Origin of the sequence: Leminorella grimontii (genome assembly GCF_039789245.1) — a bacterium.
Classification (GTDB): domain Bacteria; phylum Pseudomonadota; class Gammaproteobacteria; order Enterobacterales; family Enterobacteriaceae; genus Leminorella; species Leminorella grimontii.
Genome location: NZ_CP146357.1, coordinates 3,678,584 through 3,703,026, shown reverse-complemented (window position 1 = coordinate 3,703,026; position 24,443 = coordinate 3,678,584). Strand labels below are relative to the sequence as shown.

At 57.4% G+C, this 24,443-nt stretch carries 7 protein-coding genes; all 7 read left to right on the top strand.

Features of this window, described 5'->3' with window-relative positions:
- Positions 1-50 precede the first annotated feature (50 nt).
- The 7 genes from V8L73_RS17090 to V8L73_RS17060 all read left to right on the top strand — a co-directional run bounded on the left by V8L73_RS17090 (position 51) and on the right by V8L73_RS17060 (position 24,442).
- Positions 51-9,854, top strand: coding sequence for an autotransporter outer membrane beta-barrel domain-containing protein (locus tag V8L73_RS17090; protein ID WP_347253552.1), 9,804 nt, complete (start codon positions 51-53; stop codon positions 9,852-9,854).
- A gap of 1,334 nt (positions 9,855-11,188) precedes the next feature.
- The gene (locus tag V8L73_RS17085; protein WP_347253551.1) at positions 11,189-12,790 is read left to right on the top strand and encodes a MotA/TolQ/ExbB proton channel family protein; all 1,602 of its coding nucleotides are present in this window, start codon (positions 11,189-11,191) and stop codon (positions 12,788-12,790) included.
- A gap of 57 nt (positions 12,791-12,847) precedes the next feature.
- A complete protein-coding gene (locus V8L73_RS17080; RefSeq protein WP_347253550.1) occupies positions 12,848-14,326 on the top strand; it encodes a TolC family protein in 1,479 nt (492 codons plus the stop codon).
- 12 nt (positions 14,327-14,338) lie between these two features.
- The gene (locus V8L73_RS17075) at positions 14,339-14,932 is read left to right on the top strand and encodes a hypothetical protein (protein ID WP_027275468.1); all 594 of its coding nucleotides are present in this window, start codon (positions 14,339-14,341) and stop codon (positions 14,930-14,932) included.
- On the top strand, positions 14,932-16,206 hold the full coding sequence (locus tag V8L73_RS17070) for an HlyD family type I secretion periplasmic adaptor subunit (protein ID WP_027275469.1): 1,275 nt from the start codon (positions 14,932-14,934) through the stop codon (positions 16,204-16,206). Before V8L73_RS17075 ends, V8L73_RS17070 begins: the two co-directional genes overlap by 1 nt.
- 34 nt (positions 16,207-16,240) lie before the next feature.
- Positions 16,241-20,320: a hypothetical protein gene (locus V8L73_RS17065; protein WP_347253549.1), complete on the top strand. Its 4,080-nt coding sequence runs from the start codon at positions 16,241-16,243 to the stop codon at positions 20,318-20,320.
- A gap of 45 nt (positions 20,321-20,365) precedes the next feature.
- Positions 20,366-24,442 (top strand): hypothetical protein, encoded by a 4,077-nt coding sequence (locus V8L73_RS17060; protein WP_347253548.1) that lies wholly within the window; start codon positions 20,366-20,368, stop codon positions 24,440-24,442.
- The last annotated feature ends 1 nt before the right edge of the window (position 24,443 follow it).

The window sequence follows — 24,443 nt, the reverse complement described above, 5'->3', positions numbered from 1 at the left end:
TTTGTTTTTATAAAGAAAACAAGGGTTATTAAAGTAATGGACTATATGCTATGAACAAAATATACCGTGTGATCTGGAACTGTACGTTAGGGCTGTGGGTGGTAACTTCCGAGCTGGGCCGTGGGCGGATCAAGCGGGCGACCAACCGAGCGCTGGCGGGCCTGACGCTGGCGGTACTGTCGCCTGTGAGTTTGGCGACCGACTGCGACAACGTCGCCCTTGAGTGCCAGCTCGATAGCGTATGGTCGACGTCAACCAACAACAACCGCGCGGGCACGGCGGTTATTTCTGACGGTCAGGCCTATCGTATAGACATGCTTTCTTCCATTACGGCAGCAAAGGGAACCTCGACGTCTTATGGTTCGATAAATGCTTTGATAAACGCCGGCTATGCGACGGGGCCGCTGGTTCCAGACACCGATAGCTATTTACAGCTGAGCGCAAAAAACAAGAACATCACCGTATTCGATCCGATAACCAACAGTAATCTGGTTGTTACCGTTTATGACGAGAATAACTTTAGAGAGTATAAGTCTACGGCTAATCCCGGCGGTTCTTTTAGGGTTTTTCCATCAGGCCCGGTTGACGTTTATTATAATACGCGATTTGTCGCGGTGACTAACGGCCAGGCCGACGTTTATAACAACAATAATACTATTAGCGCCAGCTTTCGCGACAGTCAGCTGTTTTATGCCGACGGCTCGTCTAGCGCTGCGACGATTAACTGGCACGGCACCAGCTCCATAGGATTTGGCTGGGAAACCAGTTCAACCTCTTCCACGACCTACACCGCGCAAAAAACCACCTACGTCGGCGAATTTTCCGGTTTTGACGGTTCTACTCAAAACGTAACCAATCTAAGCGAGCTGAAGGCGTATAACGCCTGGTTGGTCTCTCAGGTTCAGGCCGGTAACTTAAGCACCGGCGCTTACGCGAGCGAACTTACTAAAGCCTACCAAAACACGGGAACGACCTATGTCATTAATCCGCTTCCGGCCGATGCCGATCCTATCTTGTTAAGCCCCCCCGGAACGGTCGTACTTTTACACGGTACCGGCAGCGGAGCCAATATTAATCTGGCTTCCGACAGTCACTTAACGTCAAGCAGTCTGAGGGGATTGGATAGTGGGGCGACTACCACTAGTCTTATTCGCTTAACGAGCGGGGCTAATGCTGTTAACGATGGTTATATTAGTACGGGATTTCGCATTGGAGTTTTGTACAGCGGGTCGCGGCTGACGAATAATGGAACCATGATCACGGGCACCAGCGGAGGCATCGAAGGTTATGGTATCAATGTCTATGACGCAGGAACGGAATTCATCAATAACGGCATTTTTAACGTTATTCCCATGTTCTGGTCCAATTTAGCTTCCCAAAACCAGGGCAATAATGTGATGGTTACCGTCCTCAACGGCGCCAAGGTGGTTAATAATGGCGTGGTAAATCTCGGCATTACTGAAGGAACCAGAACGACTGAATATTTGGGACCGACTGTTGGCGTATCATTAGCCTCAGCGAGCGCTTCTTTTATCAATAGCGCCGATGGCGAGATGTACGTCGGCCGTTCGCAGGACGGTAAGGATATGTTTGCCGCCGCGGGCTCTGCGGCTATCAAGGTAAGCTCGTTGAGCAGCGGTACGGTAGACAACCAGGGGCTGATTACGCTAGGGACGAAGAGTAATAGTGTATACGGTATTACTGCAAACTCGACCATGGCGTCAGCTCGGATTATCAACAGCGGCACGATCGCTATTAAGGGTAACGGTGGAGACGGCACCTTCCTGCCGGGGCAGAATATCGGGATTTATGCCTATAACAACGCTAAAGGCATCTCCAATACGGGGGCGATTAACGTTGGCGGCATCAATAATATCGGAATAAAAGCCTATAGCGGCGGTCAAGTGAGTTCTTCCGGCCAGATCAACGTGACCGGCAGCGCCGATCCGTCCACCGACCTGCGCAACTACGGCGCATGGGCCAGCAGCGCTAACTCGCTGGTGGACATCTCCGGCACCGTCAACCTTGAGGGCGACGGCGCGATAGGGTTGCACGCCCGCGATAAGGGAACCATTAGCCTTTCAGGCAACGGCCAGGTCACCTTCGCCGACGGCGAAAACCAGATAGGCTACTACGTCTACGGCGCGGGCTCCAAAATCACCAACACCAGCACCGGCAGTCAGGACGTCACCACCAACAACTCCACCCTGATGCGCCTGGACGGCGGCGCGGCGTTTGTCGGCTCGTCGTCGGCGACGTCGACCATGTCGGCGTCCGGCGAGGGCTCGACCGTGATTGTCGCGACGGGCGCCGACACTACCGTCGATTCCGGCGGCATGACGGTGAACGTTAACGGCAAGAACGCGACGGGCTTTTTGGTGGAAGGCGGCGCGACCGGCACCATTGGCGCGACGGCCACGATTAATCTTTCCGGCGAAGGCGCAATAGCCGGTATCGCCGACGGGCAGGGCTACGACCTGGCGGGGGTGGAGCGCGTGATGACCGATGACGAGAAGCGCGCAACCCGCCTGACCGCCGGCGCGCACCTCACCTCGTCGCTGGACGGCGTGGTGGGCTATATCGCCCGCAACCTGGCGACCTTGACCAACTCCGGCAATATCAGCTTCAGCGGTAAAGGGGCGACCGGCATTCAGGTGGAAGAGGGCGCGGTAGGCGGCAACAGCGGCAACATCACGCTGAGCGGCGCGGGCAGCGTCGGTCTGTCGGCCACGGCGAACACCACCGAGACCCGGCTCAGCTCGACGGGCAACATTACGCTCAATGGCGACTGGGACGGGGCGGACAGTCAGACCCGCTCGGCCGGCGTTCTGGCCAAAGGCAGCCAGGTGGAAGTGACGGTCGGCGACGGCGTCAACGCGGCGTCGGTCAATTTGAACGGGGCCGGAACGGTAGGGGTGCACGCCTCTGAAGGCAGTAAGGTGACGCTTAATGACAACGTGGCGGTCAATTTTGACAGCGACAAGTCGGACCAAATCGCCTTCTGGATAGACGGCGCCGGTTCAGCGATTGATACGCTGGCGGGCACGACGCTGACGCACGTCCACGGCGACGGGGCAACGCTATTTTACGTGACCGACGGCGCGAGCTTAAGCGGCGACCTGAACCTCAACCTGTCGGGTAAGGTGGGTAGCGACAGGGTGACGTCGGGCATACGGGTGAACGGCGAGGACTCGCGGATAACGCTTGCCGGCGGCAGCCAGCTGACCATCGGCACCAACGCCACCGGCGTGCTGGCGGAGAACGGCGGCAAGGCCAATATCGAGGCGGGCGCGGCGTTTAACGCCAGCGGGATTAACGCGGTGGTGGGCAAGGCGACCGGGGAAGGCAGTACGGTGGAGAACCACGCGACGGTGACGTCGCTTGCGGGAAGCGTCGGCTCCACCGCCTTCCTGGCGCAGGACGGGGGCACCATCAACAACCAGGGCAACGTGAACCTGTCTTTGGGCGCTGGACATACGGCGATAGACCTGGACGGCGGCCACGTGGTGAACACCGGAGACATTCAGGCCAGCGGCACCGCCATTCATATCAAGGGGGCGGACGGCACCATCGACAACTCCGGGACCATTGCGGCGGTGGACGGGGTGGCGGCCATTCACGTGGACGCGGGGGCGGGGCTTGACCTGAGGGCGGTATCGGGCAGTGGCACCATTGTGGCCAAGGGCTCGGCGGACGGCATTCTGCTGGATAGCGGCGCGACCGGCTTGAACGTGGCGGACACCGTGATTGATATGAGTGACGCGTCGTCCAGCGGTATCGGCATTCACAACGTGGCGGGTATTGAGGGGATTTCTTTAGAGAATACCCAAATTCAGGTTGGCGGTTCAGGAATAGGCATCAAGACGGGCGCGTCTTTGGCGAAGACCAACTCCGGCGTCATCGAGGTGACTGATGGCACCGGCATTCTGTATCAGGACGAAGACGGCAGTTCGGTAGCGGCCAATCTGGACTTCTCGGACTCGGCGGAACTGACTATCAACGTGGCCGGCAGCGGTATCGGCGTGAAGGCGATGCTGGACGGCAACAATCGTACGGTGAACACCGGGGTGAGCGTTAACGTCAACAGCGCCACCGGCGGTTCGGCGATAGACGTGAGCGGGGCGAAGACGGTGTCGAACTCCGGCAACCTGGTTTCGCAGTCCACCGTGGCGACCGGCAACGTGCTGAACGTGCACGATGCCGACACGATTGCCAACAGCGGCACCATTACGGCATCGGACGCGGAGCTGGCGGCGATTGCCATGTCCAATACCGGCAACAAGACCTTTACCAACACCGGCGACATCACCGGCTCGCTGGACTTTACCTCCGGCGATAACCGCATCAACCTGACCGGCGGCACTCTGACGGGCAACGTTGCCGCCAGCGGCGGTGCAAATACGCTTACCGCGACCAACGGCTCGGTTCACACCGGTGACGTCACGCTTCTGGGCAGCAAGGCCAACGTAGTGACGGTAAGTGAAGGCTCACAGCTGGGTAACGTCAGCCTGGGTGATGGCAATCACCTGATTACGGTAACGGACTCCACGGCGGGCAATATTGCCACTGGAGACGGTAACAGCCTGCTGACGCTGGCGAAGGCGGTCATCGGCGATATCGCGCTGGGCGACGGCGACAATACGTTGAATGCGACCGGCGCGACCACCACCGGCGTAATGACGGCGGGCAGCGGTAAAAATGTCGTGATGCTCACTGACAGCGCCCATCTTGGCGGTTTTGTTGGCGGGGCGGGCAGCGAGAACCACATCACGGTCAGCGACAGCGCGACCTTTGGGGCGCTGGACGCGGGCACCGGCGGCAGTCACGATACGCTGACCTTTGACGGCATCGACTATATGCTGGCGGCGGCGAGCGACGCGCAGCGCTTTGACATTATCAACCTGACTAATGGCTCAACCTTGACCACCGGTCAGCATATTCTGATGGGCGACACGGCGGCCTCTTCGGGGCTGATTACCATCGACGGGGCGTCTTCACTGGTGCTGAACCCGGCGTCTACTTATGCCCTTAATCATGCCCTGAGCGGTAATGGGTTGATTGGCGTACAGTCAGGCACAAGCTTCGATTTCGGCGCCAATACCGGTTCGCAGTTCGCCGGGCGGGTCAATATGAACAGCGACAGCTTCGCGCTGTCGGGCTTTAACACCACCGCGCTGACCAAGGCGATTCTGTCGGTGATGGGCGATAACGTCACCACCGTGGGCAGCGGCGTGCAGACCATCGGCGGGCTGGTCTTTAGCGGCGGTACGGTAGACTTTGGCGTCAGCCTGCCGAACGCGTCGGTGGCGAGCAACCGCATTGCGGCGACGTCACTGGACGCCAGCGGCACCGGCAGGGTGATGATTGACCACGGCGGCTTTGACAACGCCACCGCGCCGGTTGTTAATCAGACCAAAGGCCTGCTGGACCAGCAGACCGAAACGCTGGTGCAGTTGGCCTCGGCAACGTCCGTCACCGGCGAGGGGGGCAACCTTCAGCTGGTTGACGAAAACGGCAATGCTATTACCAACGCCACCGCAGCCAACCTGCTGCAAAACGGCATGCACGCGGCGGATGCCTACTACGACTACCGCCTGACCACCAAGGACAACGGCGGCACGGCCAACGGCCTGTACGTGGGCTACGGCCTGACGCGCGTTGACCTGCTGACCAGCGGCAGTGGCGAACTGGTTATCAACACCGCCAACAGTAACGAGAAGGTGCTGTCGGCCAAAGTCACCGGCAGCGGCGACCTGGGCATTGCGGCGGGCAACGGCGTGAACGCGCTGACCCTGAGCAACCTCGACAACAGCTATACCGGCGCAACCGACGTTCAGAGCGGTACGCTGATAGTGGGCACTGACAATGCGCTGGGCCAGACCGCCAACCTGAAACTGGCGACGGCGACCACCGTTAACCTGAACGGCAAGACCCAGACCATTGGGGCGCTGAACGGCGTGGCCGGTTCAACCCTTAGCCTGAACGGCGGCAGCCTGACGTTGACCAACGGCGGTACCTCATCCGGCTCGTTAACCGGCAGCGGCAATCTGACGGTGGCGGGCGGCTCATTGACCGTGACCAACGCTAACGCCAACCTGAGCGCCACGACGACGGTGAATGCGGGCGCTGAGGTCTTGCTTAACGACGTGCTGTCTTTAGGCTCCGGCAATATCGTTGCCAACGGTGACGTGACGCTGCACGGCGCGGACGGCACCTTTGCCAACGCCGTCAGCGGCAGCGGTACGCTGAGTAGCCGTAACGGCAGCGACGTGCGCCTGAGCGGCAACAACGCGGGCTTTAGCGGCGTGGTGGACATTGACATGGCCTCGACGCTGACGGTGAGCGAAACGCAACACCTCGGTGAGGCCTTCGCCGTGCTGAACTCGAACCGGTTTATCGTGGATAACGCGGCGGCGATGGCGCTGAATGCCCTCGTCAGCGGGACCGGCGACCTGATTAAGCAGAACGCGGGCACGCTGACGCTCGGCGGCACCAACGTTTACTCCGGCAAGACTGACATTCAAAACGGCACGGTGGCCATCTCTGCCGACGCCAACCTGGGTGACGGTTCGGCCACCAACCTGACGGTGCTTAACGGCGGCAATCTGCAAATCACGGCAGACCTGACCTCCGCTCGTGACGTGACGCTGGCCAAAAGCGGCAGCGTGATTGTCGATAGCGGCGTGACGGCGACCATGAGCGGCTGGGACGATACGGGCAACGCGGCCAACGCCATCACCAAGGCGGGCGACGGCACGCTTATCTGGACCGGCAACAACGGCGCCAATACGGCGGACGTGAACGTGACCGGCGGTACGCTACAGGTAGAGAGCCTGGCTCACCTGGCCAGCAGCACCGGCGCGGTGAACCTGGGCGCAAGCGGCACGCTGTCTATCCTCAAAGACGGTGTGTCGGCGGACGACGTGGACTTTACCCGTACGCTTACCGGCAGCGGCACGCTTGCGGTCGACCTGGGCGACAGGGACAACGACTTTACCTTTAATACCTCGGCTGCCGGTGGCAACTTTAGCGGTACGGTGGCGATGGACAACGGCCGCTTCGTGCTGGACGCCGTTGCGGATAACGTCATGGGGCTGGCGACGCTGGCGCTTAACGGCGACGGGACCCGGCTTGGCAGCGTGAAGCTTGACGGCAGCCATACCATCGGCGGCCTGCAGCTTAACGGCGGTCGGATAGAAGTGGACTACAGCAGCACGGACCACCGTCCGCAGGGGACGCTCACGGTCAATACCTTAGACGCGACCGGCGGCGGTCAGTTGACGATTACGACCCCGGCTAACCTGCCCAACCCGATACCGACCAGCGGTACGTCGCTGTTTGACCAGGATGACAACGTCAGTGACCAAATCGTTATAGCGTCAACCGTCAACGGCGTGGGCAGCCAGATACAGGTGACGCAGGCGGACGGCACGCCGGTCGCGGCGGACACCCTGGTTGGCCTGGTGCAGGACGGGGTGGCGGCGGGCAACGCCCACTATAACTACTTCGGCGCGGTGAAGAGCGACGGGCTGTACCTGGGCTACGGCCTGACCCAGCTGGACGCCTTTGCGGGCCAGTCGGTGATATTGAGCAACGCGGGTGCAACCGACGATAAGCTGGGGGCCAGGCTTACCGGTGACGGCGGCTTTACCGTCAACGCCACTGGCACGGTACGCATCGGCAACGCGGCCAGCGACTATCTGGGGGCGACGGACGTCAACAGCGGTACGGTGGTGCTGATAACCGATAACGGCTTTGGGAAGACGTCGAGCCTGAACATGCAGTCCGGTAGCGGGGTTGACCTTAACGGCAATGCGCAGACGGTGGGGCAGCTTGATGCCCAAAGCGGCAGCAGCCTGAACCTCAACGGCGGTGCACTGACCATCAGCAATGGCGGTACGGCCAATGGCAGTCTGACGGGCGGCGGTCAGCTGACCTTAACCGGTGGTACGCTGGACGTCACCCAAAACAACGGCAGCCTGACGGCCACCACTGACATCGAGAATGGCGCAACGGCGCGGCTGACTCAACCGCAGGGGCTGGGCAAGGGCGCGATTAATCTGGCGGGCACGCTTAATCTGGACGGCGCCCGCGGTACGCTGTTCAACAATCTTAGCGGTAACGGCGAAGTGACCTTGACCAACGGCGCGAACATGTACCTGGGCGGCAACAGCCAACACTACACTGGCCTGTTTACCGTCAATGCCGATACCACTTTAACGGCGACGACCGCCGCCAACCTGGGCGACGGCACGGTGAACAACGACGGTACCTTGGTGGTGGAGACCGACGGGCAGTGGACGTTGACCAACGCGGTGAGCGGTAACGGTTCGATGGTTAAGCGCGGTAGCGGCACGGTGGTGATTGACGGCGACAACGTACAAGCGTCACAAACCACTATCGAGAACGGCGTGCTTCAGCTGGGCAAGGCGGCCGAAACGCTGGCCAACCTCCAAAGCAACGTGACCATCGGCCAGTACGGCGCGCTGGGCGGCTACGGCACGGTGACGGGCAACGTGACCAACGCGGGTAATCTGGTGATGGGCCATGCCCTGACCGGCGCGGGCCAGGGAACGTTTACCATTGACGGCGACTATGTCGGCGATGGCGGTACGGTAATATTCAACACCGACCTGGGGGGCGATGGCTCATCCACCGATAAATTGCTGATTACCGGCGACAGCAGCGGAGAGAGCAAGGTGTCGGTGGTCAGCGCCCGAGGTAACGGCGCGCAGACCGAGAACGGCATCAAGCTTATCGAGGTGCAGGGGGCGTCCAACGGCACGTTTACCCAAAGCGGGCGCGCCCTGGCGGGGGCCTACGAGTACTTCCTGTATCAGGGGGGCGTAAGCACGCCGGACGACGGCGACTGGTACCTGCGCTCGGCGCTGAACGCGGACAATCCGCAGCCGTCGGTGTATCGCCCGGAGGCAGGGGGCTACATGGCCAACATGGCGGCGGCCAACCGGCTGTTTACGCTGCGGCTGTCGGACCGCGAGGGCAGAGCGGAGAACTCCAGCCTGTGGCTGCGCCAGGCGGGCAGTCGCCAGAGCTATCACGACAACAGCGGGCAGTTGAATACCTCGACCAACAGCTATGTGATACAGGGCGGTGGCGAAATCAGTCATATCGATACGTCCGACAACGGCCGCGCCGGGCTGGGGGTGATGCTGGGCTACGGCTATGCCAAGAGCAAAACGGATTCACAGAAGACCGGCTATCAGGCGGACAGCTCGGTGAAGGGCTACAGCACCGGTCTTTACGGCACCTGGTATCAGGACGCCAATACGCTAAACGGCGCATACGTGGACAGCTGGGTGCAGTACAGCTGGCTGGATGCGGAGGTGAGCGGCCAGCAGGTGGCGAGCGAGTCGTACGACATGGACGGCTTCAGCGCCTCTATAGAGGCGGGCTACCGGATGCCGGTCTACGAGAGCGCCAACGGACGGGTTTACCTGACGCCGCAGGGGCAGGTGACGTGGAGCGGGATAACGGCGGACACGGTGCGTGAAGCTAACGGTACGAAGGTGACGTCGAGCGGGGATAACAACGTGCAGACGCGGCTGGGCTTGAAGGTGTCGCGCGACGGCGTGAGCGATGTCGACAAGGGCAAGGAGAAGCTGTTCACCGTCTATGCCGAAGCGAACTGGCTGTACAACAGCGAGCAGGCGGGGGCGACGATGGACGGGGTGACGGTAAGCCAGGCGGGCAGTCGCAACGTGGGCGAGCTGAAGCTGGGGGCCGAGGGGCAGCTGAACCGCAATCTGAACCTGTGGACCAACGTGGCGCAGCAGCTGGGTGACAAGGGCTACAGCGATACGGCGGTGACGCTGGGAGTTAAGTACCGGTTCTAATACGAAAGCAAGGATATGCTACGCCTCTCCTCTTTTGGAGGGGCGTAGCTATAACGGAAGTAGGGATGCACGGTGGATTACTGCGCTATGCGTTATTTTTTGACCCTCCGTTTGTATTAAAGGAATCTAGTTTTTCCTTGTTTTCAATATTCACGTTAGTGCTTTTTACAACCTGTTTGAATATTTATTCAAACGGGTTTTATATTTTCGGTTTAATACCCCTATATAAATAATGTTATTACCAACCGTAAATACCCTAAGAATTGGAATATGGCATGCCTGATGGCGAGTTTGGCTGGCGTAAGGCCGGCTTCTGTGATGGTGCTAAGTCCGCTCAATCGCTTTTGGTACATTGCCCATGGGCTGAGCATGCCGCTTTGTTACTCCAATAAAGATTAAACCGTGATTTTCTGTTAACGAGGGGATAAACGGTGCTGCAAATGCTCGGCGTTTTGCATGTTGCGTAAATGGCTATAATACAGAATAATAAAAATATAATAATATCATTGTGTTACTTGTTTTTTTAAAACAAGGTCGGTTAATTTTTAATCATTTTTATGCCAAAATTTAGACAGGTAATGAGATCGCATACCGCCTCTATTTGTTTTTTAAACATGTAATTTGGTATTTATCTAGATTAAAAAACTATATTTTGTGATATTTGAGGCTAAGCTTCTGTTCTTATCCGTCTATTGATAGTATTCATTTGTGCTTAGGGTAAAGGCTTATTTTTCTTAGTGGCCAGATTTGCAGTAAAAGCTGAATTTATATAACGGAATATCATTAAGAGTAGCGGTGGACTCATCATCTGAATAAATATGGATTACTTAAAGCCTTTCATATTTTATCAGCCAGCTGAACGTTATCGTTTTTTAGATAAAAAAGCGGCGATCAATAATCCATTCATTCTGTTAAAGAAAATAAAAATCATTAAATGATAGGCCGCTTATGAGCAACGTATACCGCGTAGTTAGGGTTCATAGGCTGATTTCAGAGGTCCGTTGTTAAAGTGGATCAGCGAGCTCCAGCCCAAGGACCGGCGTGGCGCATAGCTGAACGTCGGAAAAAGCGCAGGTTTTGATGCTGCATTACGCCAGCCGTTTTTGGAGGAGCGTAACTGCTGTTTGTATAGGTCCGCTTTGACAGGGCGCGGCAGGAACAAAGGGAACCGTTTTTGATGAGGGATAAGGCCCTATCAATTAAATGAACGGTCGTCGTTAAGTTTTGTGTGGATGAGTCGGTTGTTTCTTTATGCGTTGATATTTTCTGGAAGGTAAATTTCAACGTTTTTAATAAAAAAACAATATAGGTCAGTTTATTAAGGGATTGTATTCATGTCGTTAACGTTAGCAAATCGATCGCTACGATTTGTATTTATCATTATTACTATCATCATCTGTGGCTATTTCTTTTTCGCAAAAGATCTGCTGGTGACTATCGAACACTCGCCGTTGGTCAACGCAAGCATCATTGGCGTTCAGATAATCGGCGTTCTTTATTCTCTGTTCGTGTCTCTCTCTTTGGCTTTAGCCATCAGGGACTGGCGGCGCTTCTCACAGCGCAGCATTTCAGACGAAGCGCCGGCTCGCCTACGAGGCGCGACCAAGATGTTGGAAAGCCGAGTTTCCGATCTGATTCATTCCAATAATGAAGTGAGAAACGCGCTGCTGCAGTCTTTTAAAGAGTCGCTGACGCGTAAGGTTACCGGCGCTGAATATATCTCCGGCTTGCTCGTCGGCTTAGGGCTTTTGGGAACCTTTATCGGGCTTATCATGACGATGGGCAGCATCAAGGCCGCGATTGGCGTTATGAGTTCCGGCGATAGCGAGATATCCGCGCTGCTCGACGGACTGGCCGCGCCGCTGGGGGGCATGTCCGCCGCGTTTACCGCCTCTTTACTGGGTCTGCTTGGCTCTCTTGTTATGGGACTTATCGCCCATATGCTGAGCACCGCCTCCGATCACCTCTATTCCGACGTTGACGGCTGGGTTCACACCCATCTGGCCAATACCGAACCGGCCTATTCAAGCGGTGAGTGTGCGCTGACTGACGGGCGCGTCGGCATTGCCAGCCAGGGCGTGCCGACCGGGATCGGCCAGAACTATGAAATCGAGCGCCTGCTGCGGGCCATTTTGAAGTTTACCGAGGTTCAGCAGGCCCAGCAGCATGAAAGCGTGAGCTATCTGAACAAGCTTCTTCATAGCCAGGAAAAGCTATTTGAAAGCCAGCAGACGATCGCTGAGAGCCAGCGTCGCGCGTTAGAAAGCCTGGAAAACAACCATCAGCAGACGATGAATGCCGTTGACGCCCATAATCTGCGCGTTATCGAGCTTTTGCAGGGTGCGGTTAACCAGCAGCAGGGCATTGTGACCGCGCTGCAAAGCACCAACCAGCGGCTGTCTGCGAACGGCGAACTTCTGGAACAGTCCCTCATCGTTCAGGAACGCGGGACCGACGGATTGAAGAACGTTCACTATGAGCTCAGCGAGCTGAACCAATGCGCCGGCAAACAGAGTGAAAAACTGAGCGAACAGAACGCGACGCTTGATGAAATCAATCACGCCATGGGGCATATGCGCCAGGTTTTGGTTGAGCAGTCCGGTCATCTTAACGCTAACCGAATTCAGGTCAGCGGCACCTTTGAACAGGTGGCGGACAGCTTGAAGGGGCTGCATGTGGAAATGCAGGGCGGACGTCAACAGTTGCTGACCCTTGAGTCCGTTTTGCGCGCCGGAAGCGGAGACGCCGAGAGTATCGTTCAGGCGGTCAGATCTCAAAACGGGGCGCTGCTTGAATGCGTAAGCCAGATAACGGAAGCCGGAGTTTCCGTTTCTTCCGCCAGCCGTGCCCTGATTGAAGAGTGCCGCAAAGCGCTGCACGCAGAGAAGGCTGAGACGGCGCATGCCAAGCCATTGCACGTCGATGAGCCGGCTTGAGGCTCGCGCATTGGTTATTGAACGTAGGTTTTTGAATAAAAAGAAATAAGTAAAAAAATGAAAATAAAAAAAGGGATGCTCGTTAGCACCGCGCTTTGCGCGCTGTGGTTAACGGGGTGCAGTTCCAACGTGGATGAAACGCAAACGCAGGCGACGCCAGCTTTAAACCAAAAAGATGAAGACAGCGCGCCCCGGACGACGAGCGAGGGAGAGGCCATAGGCCTCTCTTCTTCCGCAACTATAGGTAAGAAAAGCGAAGATAAACGTTCGCAAATCGCACCGAGCGCTTCGGCGTCCGTCGGCGCGTCGACAACCTATTCTTTGCAGGCCGCGCTCAACAGGGCGCACGAATACTCTTTAAGAACGGTCATCAGCATGGCCAGGGTGGATGAAGCGGAGCAGCGGATTGATGAAGCGAAGGCCGGTTATTACCCCAAGCTGCAGGCGATGGTAAAGACGGCGGACTGGATTTCTGACCGCAGCTCTCAGGTGTCGCGCTCTTACGATGAATACTCCCAAATGCAGCTAACGCTGCAGTATAACCTGATGGACTTTGGGCGGACCCGCCATGCCGTCGGCAGCGCTGAGAACGTTCACCGCTCGGCGACGCTGGGCGCTGAGAATGAAATTAACTCGGTCTCTTTTGACGCCGCCAAGGCGTACCTCGACGTGCGCCGCTATACCCTGCTTCAGGCTGCGGCGAAAGATTACGTTAAGGTGACGTCCGATCTGGTCAATACCCTGACCGCTCGGGTCGCCGGCGGTGGTTCCCCCGAGTCGGAGTTGATCCGTGGCAAGCTGGCGTTGACGAATGCAGAAAACCGGCAAAAAACGATAGACCTTCAGCTGGCTAAAGCAAAGCAGAAGCTGCGCAGCCTGCTGGGGATCGACGTTGCGGTTGAAATGGCCGAACTGGCGGATATTCCCGGCGGAACGAACTTTGACGCAATGGTCGCCAGCATTCTGCAACAAAACCCGGGCATCAAGGCAAAGCTGGCCGAGCTCGACAGCGCCAAAGAGGACGTCTCTGCCGCTCAGGCTGCCCGCTATCCTAGCGTGGACGTTGTCGGCGCCTATAAGCGGCCTTTCCAGCGCCCGGACGGCCTGGACAATAACTACCTCGGCGGGAACGTCGCGCTTCAGGTCAGCGTGCCGGTTCTGGACGGCGGAATTAACTCGTCCCGCATTGGCCAGGCGATGGCTCGACTGCGGGTTGCCGAGGCAAGCTACGGTCAGCTTCAGCGCGACGTCAACGAAATGGCGTTCAACCTCTCTAACGATGCCGTCAACGCCAGAGAGCTTTGGAAGATCCAAGGGCAGGCGAAGCTGGATGCCGGGCGGACGAAGTCGCTCTATCTGGAGGAGTTTCGACTGGGGAACCGCAGCCTGAACGATCTTATCAGCGTACAGACGGACTTCTTCAACGCAAGCGTAGGGCGGGTCTCGTCTCAGTATGACTATTATCTCTCCGTTATGGGGCTCTACATGCTGCTGGGACAGGTCAACAGCGGCATTCAGACGCTTAAGCTGCGCTAAGAGGAACGGGCTATGAAATCAAATGGACACTTTTGGCCTGCGTATGTAGATATGATGACCGTGCTTTTGCTGGTTTATCTTCTTATCTCCATGATCTTCCAGGTCTTGCTTATCGTTGCTCAGCAAAACGTGGGCGTGAAACTTAGCCAGCAGCGGCAGGTAGAGATCCGTGCGGTCGGTCAGGATCCGCTGGCGAATGAGCTGCGCCTGGCGCTGGATACCAATCAAAACTACCTCGGGACGAAAAATCAGCAGGAGCTGGTGAAGTGGCTAGAGGCGCACCGCGACGGCATCAGTAAAAACGGCGCCGTTATTTACGCGGCGGTGCAAAACGATACTCAGGTAGGCGTTAACCTGACGGTGCAGTACGACCGCAGTCTGGAAGTGCTGAGGATTATGCAGCAGCACGACATTCCAACCGCGCGGGTCACGATCAATAACTCTTCGGTCAACGTTGCCAAGGACGAGTTCGTGGCGATTTACGTCAAGAACCCCAGCATTTCTGCCGGGAAAGTCGACAATAGCGTTGGAAATGAGGATCTGAACGACGCTCAGATCCCCAGTCATTCCGTAAACAGCGCGCCCGCTGCGGCGGGAGGGCAATAATGTTGAGCGGGCTGAAGCACGTCCGCTCGCTGAGCAGGTGGTTCCCGCAGGGAATTGCGGGCTACACCCTGCTGGCGTTTTTTTTGTTTATCGTTTGGGCCTGCTGCTTTGAGCTTGACGTACTGGTGAAGGGCAGCGGCGTTATTCGCGTTGAGAGCCGCAACCTGCTGTTACAGCATCCGGAGGGCGGCGTTGTGAGCCAGCTGCTGGTACACGAAGGCGAAACGGTAAAACAGGGACAGCTCATCGCGATTATCGACAACAGCCTGGTGAGCGAAGACTTTGCCAAAAGCGAGGTTGAGCGCCAGGCCTTGCTTATTCGCGAGCGGCGTCTACAGCAGGAGTTGGCGGGTGAGGCGTTTAACCCCGAGCCTACCGGCAACGCTGAAACGGACAAAATCGCCGACAGCGAATATCGGCTTTATCTGTCTCGTCAAACCGCGCTGCGCGAGCAGCAGCAGGTTAACCGTGCGCAGGTTGAGCAGCGAAAGGCCCAGCTGGTTGAGCTCTCCACCAAAGTCGACGATCTAACCAAACAGCTGTCGCTGTCGCAAAGCCAGGTCAATCTTTACAGCGCTATGGTCGCGAAGGGCGCCGCCGCAGAGGCGGTGCTTTTGCAAAAACGCGCCGATTTACAGCAGGTTCAAACCTCCCTTAACGAGGCGAGGCTCCGGCTGCCCAAAGTACAAAGCGAGCTGGATGAATATCAGGCACGTACCAATCAGGCTCTGGCGGACTTTATGTCAGAGACGCAAAAGCAGCTGAGCCAAACCAAAGTGGACCTAAGCCGGGTCGACGTACAAAACAGCGCAAGCGTTGGGCGTAAGGCCAATGCGCGCATCATTAGCCCGGTTGACGGGGTAGTGCAAAAGCTGTTTGTCGCCCACAGCGGCGCGGTGATTAAGTCCGGCGGAGAGGTTATCGAAATTTCGCCGACCAGAGTGCCGCTGATTGCGGAAGTCAAAGTGCGTCCGGAAGACCGCGACCGCATTTGGGAAAAGATGCCTGCCCGCCTGCATATTAGCGCCTTTAGCTCATCGTATGCCGATACGCTGGACGGCAAGATTACGGTCATCAGCGCCGACGCCGTCAGCGACGAGCAAAACGGGCGCTACTACCTGGTCAGCATTGAGGTGCCGGAAGGCCAGTACGAGAAAGCGATATACCCCGGCATGGGGGTGGACGCCTATCTGCTGACGGGAAAGAGAACGCCGCTGGAGTATTTCTTTAAACCCTTATTAAACAACGCCAAATTAGCGCTTTCAGAACCGTAGCGGAATACGGTAGACAGGATAAAAGGAACAAAACGTGTCGAACGAACTTCCATTACCGGCGTCGCCGGCGGTATCGGTCATTCCGGTAACCTATGCGGATAACCACATTCCGCTCAACTATGAACAGGTTCAGCTGTTAATCAGCGGGTCAGATCTGGTCGTCCAAAGCGACGATGGCAAGCGGCTGATTCTGCCGCTCGGCGCTAAGCTTGCTTCGCTCAACAATAACCTCTATACGCTGAGCTTCGCCGATGGAAAGGTGATTAACTCCGACGATCTGCTGCAGGTCGCGAAAGTGGATTTCGACTCTCCGGGGATGAACCGAGCCGGTAAAGAGGTGAAGGCCAAGCCAGTGGCAGAGAGTTTGCCAGAGAACGTGGTGATTAAAGAAGTGATCAATCAGGTCATCATCGAAGAGGACCTCGGCGGTGAAGTGGACGACGAGAGCGAAGGGACGTCTGCGACGGCGGTTATCTCGGCTGACAGCATAGAGCCGCTGCCGAAGAAGCCCTTGGTCGAATCGCTTTTAGTGAAGTCCTCATCGTCGGGAACGGCGCCCGAAACGCCCGGCCCTGGAGACTATTCTGGCGCTTCCGAACAGCCTTCAAATCCCGTTACGCCCTCGGACTCTTCAGGGAACGATGTGACAGTGATGCCGATGTCGTTGCTGCAAACGTCCGGCATCGCCGATGAGGCCAGACGCGTGTGGACGGGCGGAACCGGGAACGCTGCAGCGGCCAGCTCCAGCGACTGGAGCGTTCAGTATGCGGCGACAAATATCGATCTGTCGTCTCAGACGCAAGGGTGGACCGTGCAGGTGAACAATCAGCAGGTTATCCCCGAAGGCTACGTTGGACGCGTATTGAGATTGGATAGCGGTGCGGGAGACATTACCGTCAGCGGCCTGCCCGGCGGCTATCGGTTGATTACGGCCGACAGCTCGGAAGGCCGGCTGTATCAGCTACAGCCTAATGAAATGCTGCTTATTTATCCTGAAGGGCACAAGGCGTCGTTTGAACTTACCTTTACCTATACCTCCACCGGCGGCGTGCGGACCAGCGAAAGCGCCAAGTTCGTCATTGTCGATAACCCCAGCACCAATATTGATAACGAAGGCCGCTTCCAGCTGTCGAGCGAAATGAACGAAGTGAACGTCATCGGCGGGGCCGGAGACGATCGCATCATTGCCGGTTCCCAGCGTGGAACCTATGACGGCGGCGCAGGGCATAATATCGTTGACTATTCGCAGGCGACGCGCGCGCTGAACGTCAACCTGTCTGAGGGGGCGTCTTCACTTCAGGGCAGCGACAAAAAGCTGCACGGCCTGGTAAATATTCAGGAAGTGATTGGTTCTGACTATGACGACGTGCTTATCGGCGACGCGAACGACAACGTGCTGCGCGGCGGTGCGGGCGACGATCGCCTCAGCGGCGGAGGCGGCAACAATACCCTTGACGGCGGCAGCGGCGTGAATACGGTTTCCTACGCGGACGCCCGCGGTGGCGTTTCGGTCGATTTGAGCGCAAACGCGGCGAGCGACAACGGCCTCGGCGGGCAAGATACCCTACTCAATATTCAAAACATTATCGGCAGCGCTCATGACGACGTCTTGATTGGCGACGGCGCGGACAACCACATTCAGGGCGGTGGAGGCGACGACGTTTTGATGGGCCTGGGCGGCAACAACGTGCTTGACGGTGGGGCCGGTACGAATACGGTCAGCTATGAAAGAGGCGCCAACGGCGTTCGGGTCGACTTCTCTACTGGGAGCGCGACTAACGGTTACGGCGGAACGGATACGCTTATCAACATTCAGCAGGCGATAGGCTCCGCGTTTGACGATGAGATGATAACCGGACGCGGCTCTTACTATCTCCGCGCCGGAAACGGCAACGACGTTCTGATTGTCAACGGCGACACCGCCAGCCGCGCGATCCTTGACGGCGGCGCGGGTGACGACCTGTTTATCGCCGGTTACGGCGTTAACAAATTCATCGGCGGTGGCGGTTTCGATACGGTTGACTACAGCCGCGCGCTTAGCGGAATTGACGTTAATCTCCAAACCGGTCAGGTGTACAACAACGGCTTTGGCGATATGGACACGTTGGAAGGCATTTCCGCCATCGTCGGCACGCGGTTTGCCGATCGCTTTACTCTGGGCAACGGCGACAGCACGATTAATGCGGGCGATGGCGATGACGAGATTATCGCCGGCTCCGGGAACCATCGCATTGACGGCGGTTCGGGGACCAATACCGTCGACTACAGTCAGGCGCTGTCCGCTATCAACGTCGATTTGGTTAGCGGTGCGGTGACGAGTAACGGCTTTGGCGGTCAAGACGCCTTGACCAACGTTCAGCGGATCCTGGGATCGTCATTTGACGATGAAATTGCCGGTGGGAACGGCGACGACGTGATTTATGGCAACGCCGGCAACGACGTTATCTATGGCTCTTTGGGTAGCGACCTGCTGTACGGCGGCGCCGGAAATAACCGGCTGGACTATAGCCGCGTGAGCGAAGGCGTCACGGTAGACGTTATCAACGGGCGCACGACAAAATCCAACGGCGACATCGATATCTTCTCCGGATTCACTCAGTTTACCGGAACCTCCGGCAACGACGTCTTTATCTCGCCCAAAGCGGCGTTGACGATTAACGGCGGCGCGGGTATGGATACGGTGGACTACAGCCAGCTTAGCGTCAGGATAACCGTTGATTTACGATCGGGGAAAGCGACAAAGTATGACGCGAGTAACGCCAGCTTCCTCGATCAGTCGCTGATTTCAATTGAAAAAATCATTTTCCCGAAGGGCGTTTCCGGCACGGGCAGCGTTGGCTATACCAGCACCTCGGGAAGCACCTGGTTTGTCGGCGGCAATGGCAACGATACGTTCTACGTGATGGGCGGCAGTAATACCATTACGGGCGGCGGCGGCTGGGACTGGGTCTCGTACTCCTCAGCCCGTTCTGGCGTTACCGTCAGGGTTGACGCGAACCACAACGGTATGGCGACGGCGAACGGCTACGGCGGTCAGGATGTTCTCAACGGCATCGCCTACCTGCAGGGCTCGAACTATGACGACTACCTGGCGGGAAACAGCATTCTCAACGGCCGTAACGGCAACGACACGCTGGAAGGAACGGGCAATAACGCGGTTGCCTATTATCGAGAAGTCGGCACAGGGATCGTTGCCGATCTCGAGGCGGGGATCGTTAGCAACGACGGTTACGGATGCCAGGACACCCTTATCAACGTCCACCATATCCAAGGCAGCAACAGCGGCGACATCGTCTATGGCAGTTCTAAGGACAACCAAATATCTACCTTTGACGGCAACGACCTGATCTACGGAAGTAAGGGGAACGATACGATCAACGGCGGTGACGGTATTGATACCGTGGACTACAGCCTGTTGGGCGCCGCCGTTAACGCCAATCTGTCAACCGGGGCGGTGGATAAAGGCGTAAACGGCAAGGATACGCTGTCTCTGGTTGAGAACCTGACGGGAACAGCCTTTGACGACGTGCTGACCGGCAATGCGCTCGACAATATTTTGACCGGCGGCGGCGGTAACGACCTGCTGATCGGCGGGGCGGGCAACGATTTGCTCATCGGCGGCAACGGCTTTGTGACCGCAAGCTACCAGACGTCGACGTCCGGCATTGTCGCAAACCTCAGCACGGGGTCGGTCAACGACGGACTGGGCGGCGTGGATACGCTGGTTCAAATCGACAAGATCTTGGGCTCTTCCTATAGCGACACCTTCAAAATCTCCAGCAGCGGGGATCTCCTAAGCTACTGGATTGACGGCGGAGCGGGGACCGACACGTTGAAGAAAAGCGGCGCCGGGCAGGCCTTTGATTTGACAGGCGCGGGCGTTCACATCAGCAACGTTGAGCGGTTCGACTTTGCCGACGGCGCGTCGGACAACGTACATATCGATCTTAATACGCTGTTTACCGGTCAGGTGGGAGGCGCCTCGATGTCTCTCCATACGGATGCGTCTGATACGGTCAACCTCAGCGGCGCGGGCTGGTCGATGATAGACAGCGGCAGCGACAGCGAAACGTGGAGCAACGGAAGCCAGACGTTTAGCCACACCTGGGCTTAACGGGCAGGTCGAATTGAGTACGACAGCAACTAACGGAATAAGAACATGAACAATCAGTTACCGCAGCCGGAACACGCCATGAAATCGGTCGTTCCCTTTACCTATGCGGAAAACCGCGTGCCGTATTCGTGGAGTGCGGACGGCGTGAAGCTTAGGGTTAACGGGCCGGATCTCGTTATTGAAACCGCAGGCGGTGAAAACTTGGTTTTTACCATGGGCGCCGAACTGGCCTCGCTGCATAAGGGTATATTTCGCATCACGTTTACCGACGGCAAGTCGTTGGACGCTGCGCAAATTCTTCGCGAAGCTCAGGTGCAGGAAATATCTCCCGAGCGCGACAGAGCTCCGGAGAGCATCGGCAAGGAGACGCGCAACGAAGGCGACGTTACCGTAAAGGAAGTGGTGGTTGAAGACATCATCGTTGTCGACAGCAAAGGCGGCGGCCAGACCGACGTGGAGGAGCATTCCACCTATGCCGAGCTGGAAACGCCGACCATGACCGAACTGGCCCAGCGAGCGACCATTGATGACAGCATCCCGCTGGTTAAGAAGAGCTCAGGCGCGCCGTCGGTAGAACATACTCAAGCCAGCACCGTGCCGGATGACGCCACGGATCCGTCCCCGGCGCCGTCCGATTCGACGGATCCGACGGTGACCTATCCAAAGGTGACTCTGCTCCAGGTTAGCGCCTGGCGCGACGCAGGCTCGCATGTTTATCAGGTCGGCAGCGGCAGCAACGCTGCGCGTACTGACGGAAACATTGTGCTTCAGTACGGGGCAACGTCGGCGGACCTGTCCGCCGAAAGCGCGAACTGGACGATCGACGTCCGAAATGCGGAATACTTCCCGGAAAATACGGTTGCGCGTATTGTGCGCTTTGACGAAGCCGTCAGCTCCGTGTCTATTGACGGGCTGCCGGCGAGCTATCAGGCCATTATCGGCGGAACGTCGGAAGGGAATCAGTACGGCCTGATGCCGGGTGAAATCCTGCTTATCTACCCGCAGTCGCAGTACGACATGTTTACCGCAAGCGTCTCTTTTACCGATTCCAGCGGTGAACTGCGTCAGGAGAATATGACGTTCGTGGTGGTAGATAACCCGACATCGCTTATTAACGGCCAGGGCCAAATACAGCTTGCCTCACACGCCAACAGCGTCAGCGTGACGGGCGGCAGCGGGGATGACGTTATCATCGCCGGCAGCGGAAACGGCGCCTATGATGGCGGTGGCGGCAGCAATACCGTGGACTTCAGCGGCATGAAAAACGCGTTGACGGTCGACCTGGCCGGCGGCACGGCGTCCAGCGACGGTCAGTACGCGTTGGTTAACGTTCAGAACGTTATCGGTACGGACTTCGACGATGTGCTAACGGGCGACGGCCAGGATAACCACCTGCAGGGCGGCGCTGGAAACGATGTGCTGCGCGGCGGTGGCGGCAATAACGTACTTGACGGCGGCAGCGGCATAAACACGCTGAACTATGACACCAGCGCTTCCGGCGTCAGCGTCGATCTCAGCCTGGGCGTTGCGTCTGACAACGGGCTCGGCGGAAGCGATCGCATTTTAAACATTCAAAACGTCGTCGGCAGCAGCCATAACGATCTGCTTATTGGCGATGCCGCCGATAATGCGCTGTACGGCGGTGGCGGCGACGATACGCTGATGGGGATGGGCGGCAATAACGTGCTTAACGGCGGTGCGGGCGTCAATACCGCCAGCTATGCGCGCGCGCTGGTCGGCATTGATGCTGATTTGACCACTAATCGGGTAAACAACGGTTTTGGCGGCGTTGACACGCTTATTAATATTCAAAATATTATCGGCTCTGATTTTGACGATCGCATCGTCAGTGGCAACGGCGGTTCATCGATTGAGGCCGGGCTTGGCAACGATACGCTTATCATTGGCGGAGACGCCAGCAGCCGGGCGGTATTGGACGGCGGTGCGGGCGACGATCTGTTCATCGCCGGCTACGGCTATAACGCGTTTACCGGCGGGAGCGGCTTCGATACGTTGGACTACAGCTACGCGCTGGAAAGCGTCAATATCAGCATGAAAGACGAACGCGCCTATGCCAACGGCTTTGGCGGCATCGATCGATTCTCCGGTATTGAACGCATCATCGGCTCCAAGTTTGATGACTATATCGAGCTGGGATCTTCTGGCGCCACGATCGACGCCGGCGAGGGGAACGACCTGATCGTCGCGGGCGGCGGCAGCCTCAATCACATTGACGGCGGCGCGGGGAACAATACCCTGAACTACAGTAATGCGGTGTCGGGCATCGTGGTGAGCCTGAAAGACGGCGAGGCGCTGGATAACGGCTTTGGCGGGCAGGATACGCTGGCTAACATTCAAAATATTGTCGGGTCAGCCTGGAATGACGTTATTGAAGGCGACGACAGCGATAACGTTATCAGCGTCGGCGCCGGAGACGACCTGATTTACGGCTCGAAAGGAAACGATACGCTCAGCGGCGGCGCCGGCAGCAATACGCTTAACTATAGCCGACTGGCGGAAGGCATTAACGTCAATATGGTGGCCGGTACAGTGCTTAAAGGCGCGGACGGCGCGGACGCTTTTACCCAGTTTAATCGCTTTGTCGGTACGTCGCAGGATGACACCTTTTTGGTAACCAGCGGCGTTGCCGCCGTCGACGGCGGCGCGGGATTTGACGTTCTCGACTTTGGCTCTCTCGGCGGCTCGCTGACGATTAACCTTTCATCCGGCGTCGTTACGGGGCGCAACGGCACTAACCAGGCCCTCGGTTCGCTAGCCGTGAGCAATATTGAAAAAGTGATCATGACCAGCGGCACTGGCAGCGCCTTTATCGGCAGCCTGACCGAAGGGAATGAGTTCGTTGGCGGCGCCAGTAACGACATATTTCGCACTAACGGCGGCAACAACGTAGTGACCGGCGGTGGAGGCAGCGACTGGGTGGAGTACGTCAGCGCTCTTCACGGCGTTACCGTAGACCTCAATTTGTACGGCGCAGGGCAAGGCTTTAGCTCCGACAACGGCTTTGGCGGGCAGGACGTATTAAACGGCATCTCACACCTGAGAGGCTCGAACTATAATGACGTTCTGACGGGAACCGGCTATCTGGAAGGCGGCGCAGGGAGCGATATTCTGGACGGTGGCAACAGCGCGTCGGCCTACGCCTATTACAACTCTGCCAATAAAAACAAAGGGGTAACGGTCAACCTGGCGCTGGGCGTGACGAGCGAAGACGGATACGGCAGCCAGGATACGCTTATCGGTATCAAAAACGTTATCGGCTCTATTTATGCGGATACCATTTACGGCAGTGACGCCAACAATATCATCTCGACTCGAGAGGGCGATGACTATATTTACGGCAGCCGCGGCAACGACACGATTAACGGTGAAGGGGGGACTGACACCATCGACTACAGCCTGATGAACGCTGCGGTTAACGTTGATCTCTCCGCCAGTCGAGCGAATAAGGGCGTTAACGGCACCGATACGTTAAGCAATATCGAAAATATTACCGGCAGCGCCTATGCCGACGTGCTGAAGGGCAGCAGCGGTAGTAACGTGATCCGCGGCGGCGGCGGTGACGATACGCTTATCGGCCTGGGTGGCAACGATACGCTGATCGGCGGCGACGGATTTGTCACCGCAGACTATAGCGTATCACCCAAGGGCATCGTCGCCGATCTGACCACCGGCAAGGTTCAGGACGGCTACGGCACGCAGGATACGCTAATTTCTATTTCCAAAATCACCGGTTCGGCAAAAGACGACGTCTTTGAGATCTCCAACAACTTAAGCCTGCACCAGTACGCGCTGGACGGCGGCGCAGGCAACGACGTAATTAGAAAAAGCGGCAGCGGCGGCCTGTTTACGCTGGGCGACGCGGCTTTCAACATTTCCAACATTGAGAAGCTGGACTTTTCCGACGGCCAGAATGACACTCTGAACGTCAACCTGAGCGGGCTATTCGGCAACTACGGTAGTAACGCGTCGATTTCGCTGAATACCGATGCGTCCGACGTCGTCAACATCACTGCCGGCGGCGGCTGGAGCATGACTTCCAGCGGCGCGGAAAGTGAAACCTGGAGCAACGGCGACCAGACCTTTACCTGGTCCTGGGCTTAAC

Bases quoted from the DNA above. Each gene is read 5' to 3' on its own strand.
- V8L73_RS17090 (WP_347253552.1), top strand. From the start codon at position 51: ATGAACAAAATATACCGTGTGATCTGGAACTGTACGTTAGGGCTGTGG.
- V8L73_RS17070 (WP_027275469.1), top strand. From the start codon at position 14,932: ATGTTGAGCGGGCTGAAGCACGTCCGCTCGCTGAGCAGGTGGTTCCCG.
- V8L73_RS17060 (WP_347253548.1), top strand. From the start codon at position 20,366: ATGAACAATCAGTTACCGCAGCCGGAACACGCCATGAAATCGGTCGTT.
- V8L73_RS17080 (WP_347253550.1), top strand. From the start codon at position 12,848: ATGAAAATAAAAAAAGGGATGCTCGTTAGCACCGCGCTTTGCGCGCTG.
- V8L73_RS17085 (WP_347253551.1), top strand. From the start codon at position 11,189: ATGTCGTTAACGTTAGCAAATCGATCGCTACGATTTGTATTTATCATT.
- V8L73_RS17075 (WP_027275468.1), top strand. From the start codon at position 14,339: ATGAAATCAAATGGACACTTTTGGCCTGCGTATGTAGATATGATGACC.